Origin of the sequence: Microscilla marina ATCC 23134 (assembly GCF_000169175.1) — a bacterium.
Lineage (GTDB): Bacteria > Bacteroidota > Bacteroidia > Cytophagales > Microscillaceae > Microscilla > Microscilla marina.
Window position 1 is genome coordinate 328929 of the sequence record NZ_AAWS01000001.1, and the last position, 12429, is coordinate 341357.

Below are 12429 nucleotides of genomic sequence, written 5' to 3' on the forward strand. Positions count from 1 at the left end.
ACAGGAATGAAATAAATGTAATATTAATTATTATCTTTGGGTTGTAGCAAAATTTAGCAACCATGAACAGAGGCAAAGCATTACCCAAGTTAGAACTTAGCACTCGCCAGCATCAGCTTTTGAGTGCCTATCTCAATAAGCGAACAGTTCCAAAGCATTATGAACAACGCATTCATATTATCCTTCAGGCTTTTGATGGCTGGAGCAATCGTAAAATACACCTTGAATACACCCTGCATGTGATGACTGTGTCTAAGTGGCGTAATCGCTGGTTGGCTCACTACAAAGATTTGTGTGCCTATGAACTAGAGGAAAAGACTACGGGTGCACTTTTGCTTTCGAAGATGCTTTCGTTGCTTTCAGATCAGGCTCGTCCAGGCACCTCCTCACGCATTAGCTTGTCGGAAAAGGAGAGCTTGGTGGCATTGGCTTGCAAAAAGCCCGAAGATTTTGGAATACCTCTGAGTCATTGGAATCGGGAGGAGTTAGCTAAGTTCGCTATGAAAATGGGTATTGTTCAACAAATTTTTCCACGTTATGTGAGTAAGATTTTAAAAAAAGCGGGCGATTCATCCTCACAAAAATAGCTATTGGTTGTTTCCCAAAATAGATAATTGGGAAAGTTTTAAGGCTCAGGTGGAAATGATTTGCGACCTGATTCTGGAAGCCACTCACCCTCACCAACCACTTTTAAACAAACATCTAATAAGTGTAGATGAGAAGAGCGGAATCCAAGCCTTGGAGCGAATCATTACTTCAAATAATGGAAGCCAACGCTTGGAATATGAGTACAAACGTCATGGAACTACCTGCCTGATGGATGTAGAAAATGGAGAAATCTCTTAATGATACACGTAATGAACAGGATTTCCTATCTTTTATCAAGGTGTTGATAGAAAAATACCCTGTAAATGATGATATAACTATCATTGCCGACAATTTAAATACTCACATGTTTGCTTCTCTTGTAAAATGGGTAGCAAAACAAATAGATTTTCAGGGGGATTTGGGTGAAAAAAGAGGAGGAGGCATTTTAAAGTCTATGGTAAGTAGGAAAGCGTTTTTAGAGAACAAAAGTCATCGGATTAGGTTTGTTTTTACACCAAGGCATTGTTCCTGGTTAAACCCTATTGAAAACTGGTTCTCCAAAATTCAAAGGCAACTCATCAGCCGGACAAGCTTTACATCTAAAAGCATGCTGATTGTAACAATAGAAAGATATATCAATTGTTACAATCAGCATTGGCTAAAGCCTTTGAAATGGAAGTTCAAAGGCTTTATAAAGGAAAAGGAAATTAATATTATATTAACTTAGTTCCTAGTGCACTAGTTTGCCAAGCAGTATTATGACACTAAAAAATCTGAAGGAATTAGATTTGCGTTACAACCTAATTCCAGAATTAGAGCAGGAGAAAATCAAGGCATGGTTACCTGGTTGCAGTATTTCTTTTTAGTTGTTTCATCAAAATTTACTGTTTATTCCTTGGCAAAAACATCTTATATTTTTTATACAACTACTCAACTCAAGAAGCTTAATTTTTTGAGTAGAGTAGAAAAAGCCCGGATCCGACTTTCCGCACGTATGTTCGGGAAAACAAATAATTGATGTAATCACTTGATTGCAAAAGCATTATTTTTTTATGTCGACCAAAAGTTTTACTTTTTGGTATGCAATCATTTCCCATAAGTAAAAACCTTGACCACTTAGGGTTGGTAAGTGGCATGTGTGATCGTTTAAACTTGAGCTCTAAAATAGATGAGCTTTTACCTAACACCAATGGGCTTCATCAAGTAAGCACAGGTACTTGCGTCAAAGCCTTGATTTTAAATGGTTTAGGTTTTGCCGAGCGTCGCTTATACCTGAGTCCTCATTTTTTTTCTGATAAGCCTGTTGCTCACTTATTAGGAGAAAATCTAAGCGCAGAAATGTTCAATGATGATCGTCTTGGTCGTTGCTTGGATGATTTGTATGCCTTTGGTGTAAGTGAGTTATTCAGCCATTTGGCTGCACAGAGTTATGAAATACTGGGTTTGTCAGAAGAAGTAGACTCAGAGTTTCGCCACTTGGATGCGACCAGTTTTGGGTTGGAAGGGCAATATAATAGTGAACTTAACGAAGCAGAGGTTTCTTGCCTTCACATCACCCAAGGTTACAGCCGGGATCACCGCCCTGACCTAATCAGTATGCTAACTGGTAGTAGAAACTCCTCAGCATACTTTGCTATGGAGGTTGCATGGCATACAAGTGACCAAACAAGCTTTGGTCAAACCATTGATGATTATGTAGAACGTTTGCAGAATAATGGTCAGCCTATATGTTGGGTGGCAGATAGTGCCTTATACACTGAGGAAACCATCGGTAAAATCTCAGGTCGGCATTATTGGATCACCCGTGTTCCTTCCAAGCTTACTGCTGTTCAAGAATTACTCCTACAGGTACAGCCAGAGCATATGCAATTCTTCACAGAAGAAAAATTGAAAAACTACCGCTACCAGAAAGTATGCAACAGCTATGGAGGTGTAAGACAAGAATGGATGGTTGTCTTTTCTGAGGCAGGTTATAAGCGGGATGTTCATAGTTTGAAAAAACGTTACCTAAAAAAAAGCAGTGAAGAGCACCAAGACTTTATCAAGCTTTGCAAAAAGGTTTTTAGCTGTAAACAGGATGCAGAAAAAGCCTGGGAACAATTTTCAAAAAAGTGCCAGTACTTGTCAATAGAAGACCTGAATTTTCAACAAGTCAAGGGGTTTAAAAAACCAGGTAAACCTCCCAAAGGAGCTCAAAAACAGACCATAGGGTATCGTATTACAGGGTGTCCACTAACCAAACTCACACACTATGAACAACTAAGACAAAAACAGGGCAAGTTTGTGATTGCTTCCAATGATACAGCACAAAGGTGGGGGAATGGACATAAACTACTGGCTTACAAAGGACAATCTAATGTCGAGAAAGGTTTTAGGTTTTTGAAAGATAAAGCTTTCCTTGCTGATAGCTTCTTTGTAAAAAAGCCAGAGAGACTTGAAGCTATACTCATGATTATGGCATTGTCGCTGATGGTGTATGCAGCTTTGGAGAGAGAATTAAGAAAAAACCTGCAGCAGGAAAAGGAGTTTGTCCTGGATCAAACTAAAAAAGAAACTCAAAAACCCACAATGAAATGGATTTTCGAGTTTTTTAGAGGCATTCACTGCTTGTGGGTTAATCAAGAACAACCTATGCTCATTCTTAATATGAATGAGATGCATACAAAGGTCATTAGGTTACTGGGGCAAGAAGTTAGGAAATACTATCTCCTTGAATAAACGCCTCATAAACAGTGGTTTAATAAATTACTCGGTTTTAGCTACACAGGTGCGGAAAGTCGGCCGGATCAAAAAATTATTACCGAATACTGAGATTAAATTTTAAACAAAAAGTTTTAGTACATTGGCAAGCCTTGTTCCTGCGCGGGGGCAGGGCTTTTATATTATTTGAATTAAATTATAAAAAACATGTTTTTATCTGGCCATATTATCAGATTAGGTCTGTTGTTGTGCGTGTTGTTGTCTGTACCAGGTGTTGCTCAGGACACAAATAGTGAGGTGTTGTATTATAAGTGTACCAAGTGGTTGAAGATTGGTCGTCCGTTAAGTGAAAAAGCGACTTATAAGGTCAAGGGTGGAAGTTGCATCCGAGGACAAACAGTAAAAGATATCAGCATATATCCCACAAAACTCGGGACACTTCAGTTGACTATTACTACTCGTAGACCAAGCAAAGTAACTCACTTATATTATAAAGTGTTGCCTGCTCCTAAACCTCACCTGAGAGTAACTGACCAATGGGTAGAGCCCATTTCAGAAAAAAACCGCCCAAGGCATACAGATAAAATGGTTGTGTTTGTCAAGCCACAAGAGGTATTTCGAAGAGCCTACCCTAAAGATGCAAAATATAGATGTAATAAAGTGGTTTGTAAATTATATAGAAATGGGCGATTGATTAGGCAAATGACGTTTACGGGACAAACTGTTGACCTAAAAAAAATGCCTATTCGCTCTAAAGATAAAATAGTGATTAATGTGGAGGCAGAGCGTATCAATTCACGAGGCGTGCGGGAAAAGGTGGAAGTAAGCAATCCGAATTTTGAGTATGTATTCTAATATTAAGAATCAAAATAAAAAGCCCGGATCAAAAAATTATTACCCAATACCGAGATTAAGTTTTAAACAAAAAGTTTTGGTATATTGGCAAGCCTTGTTCCTGTGTGGGGGCAGGGCTTTTTTTCTTCCCTACTACAGGTTTTGTTGGTTTTGCTGCCAAACATTTACCGCAGGTGCTGAGTAATTTCAGCCTACCCAGAAATAAGGTGATGGGTGGCAACTTCTGACAAAAAATCCCAAAGAGTTGTTAAAGCAATCCTTGCCTTTTTGCAATCTCAGTTTTTCGCTCTAATTTGGTTAGCAAATCTTACTTGTACCAAAGAAACGCTCCTTACTCCAGGCTTTATCAGCCAACAATACCTGAGACGCTTGGGGTGGGTCGTTTTATACTAAATACTAAATACTAAAATTTTATGCAGAAAAACTACACTAAACCGTGGAAAACTACCAAGTTTTATTTACTCACCCTTTGGTGGGTGGCAGGCTGTATGGGCTTTGCCGGGGCGCAGGAGTTCCCCAGCAAAAATGTGATGAAGGCAGCCGTAAAACGCAAGGTACAAATGCGTCAAACCTCTTACCTCAAAGAGTATCCCATTCGCAACATAGGCCCCAAAATAATGGGCGGCAGGGTAGTAGACATTGAGGGCAGTCGCAAAAATGCAAAAACTTATTATGTGGCGTATGCCTCCGGGGGGGTATTTAAAACCACCGACAATGGCAACTCGTTTCGCCCTGTGTTTGACCACCAGGCAAGGCTCACCATTGGCGACATTGCGCTGGCTCCCTCCAACGAAAACATTGTGTGGGTAGGCACTGGCGAAAACAACAGCAGTCGTTCGAGTTATTCGGGCTATGGGGTATACAAATCGGTAGATGCGGGCAAAACCTGGCAAAACATGGGCTTGCCCAATACCCAGCACATTGGACGTATAATAGTGCACCCTACCAACCCCAACATTGTATGGGTGGCAGCCTTGGGAGCTTTGTATAGCAAAAACAAAGACCGAGGCGTGTACAAAACCACCGATGGGGGCAACACCTGGAAAAAAACATTGTATGTAAACGACGAAAGCGGCATCATTGACCTGGCAGTACAACCCGGCAACCCCCAGGTATTGGTGGCGGCATCGTGGGAGAAAGCCCGCCGTGCTTGGAGCTTTAAAGAAAACGGGGTGGGTTCGGGCGTGTATACATCTACCGATGGGGGCAATACCTGGGCTAAAACAACCAAGGGTTTGCCCAAGGCTGAATATATTGGACGCATGGGTTTTGATTTTTGCCAAAGCAAACCCAATGTGGTGTATATGGTCCTGGACAACCAGGAAGAGCTCAAGCGCAAGAAAAAAGCCCCGAAGCTGAGCATTAGTTTTGCCCAGTTGCGTACGATGTCGGCGGTTGACTTTGACAAGTTGAACAACCAGGAACTGAACAAGTTTTTGCGCGCCAAGCGTTACCCCCGCAGGTACAAAGCAGCCAACGTAAAAGCGGCGATCAAGGCGGGAGAGTACCAGCCCAAGGCGTTGACCACGTATTTTAAAAATGCCAACGACGAATTGCTCAACGCCACGGTAAGGGGCATAGAGGTGTACCGCTCAAACGATGCGGGTAAAAGCTGGAAAAAGGTGAATGCCCAGGACATGAACCGGGTGTTTAACACTTATGGTTATTATTTTGGGCAAATAAGGGTAGACCCCAACAACCCCGAAACAGTGTATACCTTTGGGGTACCTTGCCTCAAGTCTACCAATGGGGGCAAAACCTGGAAACAAATTGCGGCAAAGGCCCACTCAGACCATCAGGCAATGTGGATCAACCCTAAAGATTCAGACCATATTTTGTTGGGCAACGACGGAGGTGTATACAGCAGCTACAACGGAGGCAAGTTTTTTCGCCATGTCAACAATGTAGCCGCCGGGCAGTTTTATACGGTGCATGTCGACATGGAAAAGCCTTACAATGTATACGGGGGCTTGCAAGACAATGGCACGTATGTGGGGTCTTCGCGCCCTGACGAAGACGCCCGTTGGAAAAGACTATTTGGGGGAGATGGTATGTTTGTATCGGTCGATCCGCGCAATATCAAGCGAGTGTATGTGGGGTTTCAGTATGGCAACTATTACCGCAAAAACCAATGGAGTGCCCGTGGCAAACGCATTACCCCAAGCCACGAACTAGGCGAAAAGCCTTTGCGTTTCAATTGGCGTACCCCACTGATGATGAGTAAGTTTAACCCCGATATTTTGTACATAGGTGCCCAAAAGGTGTACAAGAGCATAGACCAGGGCAAACACTGGGAGGCGATCAGTGGTGATTTGACCAAAAACAAGCCCAACAAAAATATCCCTTACTCTACCATTACCTGTATAGAACAGTCTCCTTTGAGTTTCAATACGCTGTATGTGGGCACCGATGACGGCAACCTGCAGTTAACCCGCAACGGAGGGGGAAGCTGGCAGCTAATTTCGGCTAACTTGCCCGCCAACCTGTGGGTGAGCAGTGTTTTTCCATCTCCACACGAGAAGGCGACTGTGTTTGTAGCCCTTACGGGATATCGAAACGATGACTTTCAGGCGTATATGTACAAAAGCACTAATTATGGCAAAACCTGGGTAAAGGTAAGTGGTGACTTGCCCAACGAGGCGGTCAATCGCCTGATACAAGACCCGGTAAACCCGGCGGTGTTGTATGTGGGTACCGACCAGGGGGCTTATGTAAGTTTAAACAGGGGCAAAAACTGGCACTTGATTGTAAACAACTTTCCAAATGTGGCTACTTACGATATGCTGGTGCATCCTCGTGACAACGAGTTGGTGCTTGCCACCCACGGGCGTAGTATGTTTGTAATGGACGTAAAGCCTTTGCAACAACTAAAAGGTAAAACCAATGCCGCCGTGGTGGCTTTTGCTCCTCAACCAGTGTATTACTCAAGGGCTTGGGGCAAAAAATATGCGTCGTATGTAGAGGCTTATGAGCCCAAAGTAAGCCTGATGTATTATATAGGCAAAAGCACCAAAAATAATGTAAAGATAGAAGTGGTGGACAAAAACGGGGCGGTGGTGCGCAAGATCAAAGGCAAGGCTGCCCAGGGCTTTTATCGCTATCAGTGGGATTTGAAAACCAACAAGGGAGCGTATGTAAAGCGCGGAAAATACACCCTTAAGTTTAGCAATGGCAAAACTACCGCCAAGGTAGCGTTTGAGGTGAAATAAGAGGAGGAACTTTTTTTTAAAAAAACGAGGCTGCCTTATCAATTCCCGGTCAGCACCTTCAGGCCGTATTGATCGTTGAGTTGATGAGACAGCTTCACTTGGTTAAGCATTGAGAGAGGTGCCACCCCACCCTTGTGAGAGTGTTTGTTTGAGCGTTGAACGATGTGTTTGTGGCTTGGTAACCAAATTTGTAGTAGTTCCACCTCGTAGCTGTTCCAATTGCTGGGGGCTACAGGTGTGTTGGTAAAAGCTTTTGAAGCCTTGGTGAGTTTTTTTGTTGTTGTTCATTTCTATAAAGTTTTTATGGTTAAAACTTTAAGTGATCTGGAAAAAATAAGATGTGCCAATTTAAGAAAATATATTGTTCTCAGACAATTCAAAAAAAACGGTGCATAGCAAAGCTATGAGTCTTTTTTTTGAGAAGAATGAGGGCAATAGATACACTTTAATGGCTCAAATTATTTATGAAAGATCACTAAGCGGCAAAAAACTTAAGCCAGCCTGTTGCCGCTCCTATTATAATCAAACAAAGTTAAAAATTTTATACTATTCTTAGGTTGAAGCTACAAAAACTTTGCTAGAGCAAGTACTTGACGAACAGGTGCTTGCTTTTTTGTTGGGTACTACACCAATCTTCAAAAACCTTGAAAGTCAATCAATAAAAGTGTAAACTTGTAGCTTTGTATCAACAAAGGAATGGTGAGCAATTAAATTACCATTCTTGAGGTAGAGGTTTTGTTTTGAGACGAGGCTATTTTTTGCGCCCATAGCAGTGCTACGGGCAATAAAAATAACGAAGTATCAAGGCGAAAAATCACCTCTCAGAGTGTAAATTTATTTTTGAACAATTCCAAAGGCTTGCCGGACGGGGTGGCTGCTACCAATGGCTTTAAAAATTTAATGATCAATATTATGCCCACACTTTCTGATTATGAGGTTGTGATAGGTCTGGAGGTGCACGTGCAACTGCAAACCCAAAGTAAGATATTTTCGGGAGATGCTAACCAATTTAGTACTACTCCCAACACCCACATAAGCGCGATTACCCTGGCGCACCCTGGTACTTTGCCCAAGCTCAACCGTAGGGTAGTGGCGCATGCCATTAAGATAGGACTGGCTTGTGGTTGTCGTATTAACCAGGAAACTATATTTGCCCGCAAAAACTATTTTTATCCCGATTTGCCGAAAGGCTACCAAATAAGCCAGGACAAAGCCCCTATATGCGAAGGGGGGCAGGTAACGTTTGCGCTCAAAGACGGCAAAAAAGCAGTGATGCCGCTTACCCGCATTCACATGGAAGAAGACGCCGGGAAATCGTCGCACCCCGACGAAGGCGTTTACTCTTGGGTAGACTATAACCGGGCGGGTACCCCGCTGGTAGAGATTGTGACCGATCCGGTGGTTTGCCACCCCAACGAGGCGGCGGCTTTTGCTTATGGTTATTTCAAAGAAATTCGCAAACTGGTGCAATACCTTGACATATGCGACGGCAAAATGGAGCAAGGGTCGTTGCGTTGCGATGCCAATGTATCGTTGATGCCCAAGGGGAGCCAGGTGTTTGGGCAACGTACCGAGGTAAAAAACCTGAACTCGATGCGCAATGTACAGCGGGCGGTTACCCTGGAGATAGAACGACAGTTTGGGTTGTTGAGTGCTGGCGAGCAAGTGCTCAGGCAAACGTTGAACTTCGACGCGCAAAAGAACACCATTACAGCGATGCGTTCTAAAGAAGAAATGAACGACTATAGGTATTTTCCTGACCCCGATTTGGCACCGGTAATAATCTCTGATGAGTGGCTCCAAGAGGTAAAACAGCAAATGCCTGCATTGCCCCAGCAGCTCCAGGACAAACTCATGACAGACTTTGGGCTGAGTGCCTATGACGCCGAAGTGATCACCGAAGAAAAAGCTTTGTATGAGTATTTTGCTCAAACTGCCACGCTTACTTCACACTACAAGCTGATTGCCAACTGGTTGATGGGTGATATTAAGGAGTATTTGAATCAACATCACCTGAGCATAGAAGCCCTGCCCGTGAAACCCGCTGGACTGGCTCAATTGATTGCATTGATTGAGTCGGGCAAACTCAGCCATACTATAGCCTCGCGTGAGCTGTTTCCGTTGATGCTGAAAAACCCCGAAAAATCGGCAGAAGCATTGGCGCAAGCCCACCACTTGGTAGCCAACCAGGACACTGGAGAATTGTCGGAGGTAATCAAGGGCATTATTGCTCAGTTTCCGAAAGAGGCAAAGGCTTACAAGCAAGGCAAGAAAAAGTTGAAGGGCATGTTTATGGGGCAAGTGATGAAACAAACTGGAGGCAAGGCAGACCCTAAGCTAACTACCCAGTTGCTGGATAAGCTCATTGCTGAGGTAGAATAAATACACGAATCATTACCAAAAAGTTGTTAAACCAAATCAGATATTTCTTTTCTGTGGAGGGAATGGACAATTTTGTAGGGTGATTGTAATCTCAGAAATTTCTTAAAACAAAACATACAATGAAGTTTTTAAATTTATTGCATAAGCATCATTACCTGTGGTTGGCAGGTGTTTTACTATTGGCGGGTTGCCAGGGCAGCGGCAACAAAGACGTGAAAGAAGAGCAAACCAATGTGGCTAAGTCGGCAGATAAAGAAGGCATCAGAGCCCTTACCATCAATGGCTCGATAAAATCTCCCCCAAAAAATGGGGTGGTAGTACTTGAAAAACTGGTCAATCGAAAGTATACTCCAGTAGACAGTGCCCAGTTAAATAACGGCAAGTTTGTGTTTGAGGTAAAAGTCTCGGAACCAGAGTTTTATCGTTTGTTAATGTTCAAAAAACAACAAATATACATGCTACTTACCGATAAAGACCTGGAAGTAGTGGCTGATGCTACTGTTCCGGAGATTCCTTATACTGTAAAGGGCTCGCAAGACATGGCGTATTACCGGGAGGCAAACCGATTGGTAAATAAGCTGGGACAACAACAAAATGCCTTGGCAAGTAAGTATGTGTTGGCCAAAAAAAGCCAAAAAGCCGAAGCCGATGAGTTGTACAAGCAACTGATTGAACTACAGAAAAAAGGCATTGCTCAGGTAAAGGGGATGATTGATACCATTCAACCATCTATCGCGGCCTTGTATGCGTCTAACATTCTGAACCCCGACGAAGAACACGCCTACCTGACTGAGTTGGTAACCAAATTGCGAAAAAACTACCCCAAGTCGCGTTATGTCAAACGTTTGGCGGAGTACCTCAAGAGCATAGAAAAATGGACGGTAGGAAAACCTGCCCCGGAAATTTCTTTGCCATCGCCCGAAGGCAAGGTTATCAAATTGTCGGACTTAAAGGGCAAGTTGGTATTGATTGATTTTTGGGCAAGCTGGTGCAAGCCTTGCCGCAAAGAAAACCCCCATGTAGTAAAGGTGTACAACGAATATAAGGATCGAGGATTTGAGATTTTTGGGGTGTCGTTGGATAGAAACAAAAAAGACTGGGTAAAGGCAATCAAAGCCGATGGTTTGGAGTGGTTGCACGTGTCTGACCTTAAAATGTGGAACTCAGAAGCCGCACAGACTTACAATGTAAGGGCTATTCCTAAAACTTTTTTGATAGATAAACAAGGAAATATTTTGGCCAAAGACCTAAGGGGTGAGGCGTTGAAAGAACGTATTGGTAAGGAGTTGAATTAATTACGAATGGTTTAATTACGAATTTGAGAATTACGAATTACGAATGGGCGCGAGGCGAAGCTTTTTAATTACGAATTTGAGAATTACGAACCGACCGGAGGGAGCTCTACGAAGCTAATTACGAATGAGGGAGCTCTGCCTTGGCTAATTACAAATGAGCGCGAAGCGACACTAAACAACTATGGTCTACGGACTACCAACTCCGGACTAAATTTTAATTTATCATATTTGCGAAATTGATAAAATAATTGCAATAGACTTCCATCTACCGATTTTATAACCTGCTAAAAATCAATGTATTATAAAATCGGTAAGTTGCTTGTAGAGCAGCGTCAAACTTGAAGCACCGATATACATCGGTATCTAAGGACTTGTCGCTAAAAGCTTGACGCTGTAGAAGCTATTGACTAATTCGGATTGCGCATAAAAAAACAGACGTGTAAGCCATTTGCGACAGGCTAATGGCTAAAAGCTTGAGGCTGTAGAAGCTATCGACTAAAACTTTAAATTATACCATAAGCTGTAAACTATTACGGTTTTGTAACTAAAATATATAAAAACAAATGACTTTTGAAGGTACCGAAAAATACGTATCTACCCGTGAGTTGAGCGTGGCAGTAAACGCCTCTATTGAACTGGAGCGCCCGCTATTAATCAAGGGGGAACCTGGCACAGGCAAAACCTTGCTGGCTTTTGAAATAGCCAAGGCTTTAGACAAACGCCTCATTACCTGGCATGTAAAGTCTACTACGACCGCGCAACAGGGTTTGTACGAATACGACGCTGTATCGCGTTTGCGTGATTCGCAACTGGGCAACGACAAGGTAGAAAACATTGCCAACTATATCAAAAAAGGGAAACTTTGGGAAGCCTTTGAAACAGACGAACAGGTGGTGTTGTTGATCGACGAAATAGACAAGGCAGATATTGAGTTTCCCAACGATTTGTTGCTGGAGCTCGACCGTATGGAGTTTTATTGTTATGAAACCCAAGAGACCATCAAGGCAAAAAAACGCCCGATTGTCATTATCACTTCCAACAACGAAAAAGAGCTGCCTGATGCCTTTTTACGCCGTTGTTTTTTCCACTATATTTCTTTCCCTGACCCTACCACTATGGGCGAAATTGTCAATGTGCATTATCCTAATATTTCGGAAGAATTGATGGACAGTGCCTTGAAGGTGTTTTATAACCTGCGTGAGGTCAAAGGCATTAAAAAGAAACCGTCTACCAGCGAACTCATCGACTGGATAAAGTTGCTGCAATTTGGGGCGCAAAAGCCTGAAGACCTCGACAAGGTAGACCTTATCAGTGAAATGCCCCCTTATATGGGTTCTTTGCTTAAAAACGAACAAGATTATTACACCCTCAATCGTCGATACGGTGGCAATAAGTTTTAG

At 42.7% G+C, this 12429-nt stretch carries 10 protein-coding genes; 9 read left to right on the top strand and 1 reads right to left on the bottom strand.

Features of this window, described 5'->3' with window-relative positions; all coding sequences use genetic code 11:
* Positions 1-62: 62 nt before the first annotated feature.
* The 6 genes from M23134_RS01245 (at position 63) to M23134_RS01265 (ending at position 7352) form a co-directional block, all read left to right on the top strand.
* Positions 63-587, top strand: a complete 525-nt coding sequence (locus M23134_RS01245; protein WP_002693034.1) for a helix-turn-helix domain-containing protein — start codon at positions 63-65, stop codon at positions 585-587.
* A 7-nt stretch (positions 588-594) separates the two neighbouring features.
* Positions 595-846: a hypothetical protein gene (locus M23134_RS40395; protein WP_002693038.1), complete on the top strand. Its 252-nt coding sequence runs from the start codon at positions 595-597 to the stop codon at positions 844-846.
* Complete coding sequence (locus M23134_RS01250) at positions 830-1315, top strand: transposase (RefSeq protein ID WP_002693040.1); 486 nt, start codon at positions 830-832, stop codon at positions 1313-1315. Before M23134_RS40395 ends, M23134_RS01250 begins: the two co-directional genes overlap by 17 nt.
* A gap of 353 nt (positions 1316-1668) precedes the next feature.
* Positions 1669-3306, top strand: coding sequence for an IS1634 family transposase (locus M23134_RS01255; protein ID WP_002693042.1), 1638 nt, complete (start codon positions 1669-1671; stop codon positions 3304-3306).
* Between the two features lie 189 nt (positions 3307-3495).
* Positions 3496-4143 carry a hypothetical protein gene (locus tag M23134_RS01260; RefSeq protein ID WP_002693044.1) on the top strand — a complete coding sequence of 216 codons (648 nt, stop codon included), beginning with the start codon at positions 3496-3498 and terminating at the stop codon, positions 4141-4143.
* 413 nt (positions 4144-4556) lie between these two features.
* A complete protein-coding gene (locus M23134_RS01265; protein WP_002693048.1) occupies positions 4557-7352 on the top strand; it encodes a VPS10 domain-containing protein in 2796 nt (931 codons plus the stop codon).
* Between the two features lie 102 nt (positions 7353-7454).
* Here the strand turns inward: M23134_RS01265 and M23134_RS01270 are convergent, their stop codons facing one another.
* Positions 7455-7640 (bottom strand): hypothetical protein, encoded by a 186-nt coding sequence (locus M23134_RS01270; protein WP_045112763.1) that lies wholly within the window; start codon positions 7638-7640, stop codon positions 7455-7457.
* A gap of 552 nt (positions 7641-8192) precedes the next feature.
* Between M23134_RS01270 and gatB the strand changes: the two genes are divergently transcribed.
* From gatB to M23134_RS01285, 3 genes are all read left to right on the top strand, one after another.
* Entirely contained in the window at positions 8193-9734 is a 1542-nt protein-coding gene (gene gatB, locus M23134_RS01275) for an Asp-tRNA(Asn)/Glu-tRNA(Gln) amidotransferase subunit GatB (protein WP_002693052.1), read from the top strand.
* Positions 9735-9853: 119 nt separating this feature from the next.
* Positions 9854-11029, top strand: coding sequence for a TlpA disulfide reductase family protein (locus tag M23134_RS01280; protein ID WP_002693054.1), 1176 nt, complete (start codon positions 9854-9856; stop codon positions 11027-11029).
* Positions 11030-11592: 563 nt separating this feature from the next.
* Positions 11593-12429, top strand: a complete 837-nt coding sequence (locus tag M23134_RS01285) for an AAA family ATPase (protein ID WP_002693056.1) — start codon at positions 11593-11595, stop codon at positions 12427-12429.

Excerpts from the sequence above, each read along its gene's own strand:
- M23134_RS01245 (WP_002693034.1), top strand. The coding sequence starts at position 63 with ATGAACAGAGGCAAAGCATTACCCAAGTTAGAACTTAGCACTCGCCAG.
- M23134_RS01285 (WP_002693056.1), top strand. The coding sequence starts at position 11,593 with ATGACTTTTGAAGGTACCGAAAAATACGTATCTACCCGTGAGTTGAGC.
- M23134_RS01280 (WP_002693054.1), top strand. The coding sequence starts at position 9,854 with ATGAAGTTTTTAAATTTATTGCATAAGCATCATTACCTGTGGTTGGCA.
- M23134_RS01250 (WP_002693040.1), top strand. The coding sequence starts at position 830 with ATGGAGAAATCTCTTAATGATACACGTAATGAACAGGATTTCCTATCT.
- M23134_RS01265 (WP_002693048.1), top strand. The coding sequence starts at position 4,557 with ATGCAGAAAAACTACACTAAACCGTGGAAAACTACCAAGTTTTATTTA.
- M23134_RS01260 (WP_002693044.1), top strand. The coding sequence starts at position 3,496 with ATGTTTTTATCTGGCCATATTATCAGATTAGGTCTGTTGTTGTGCGTG.
- M23134_RS01255 (WP_002693042.1), top strand. The coding sequence starts at position 1,669 with ATGCAATCATTTCCCATAAGTAAAAACCTTGACCACTTAGGGTTGGTA.
- M23134_RS01270 (WP_045112763.1), bottom strand. The coding sequence starts at position 7,640 with ATGAACAACAACAAAAAAACTCACCAAGGCTTCAAAAGCTTTTACCAA.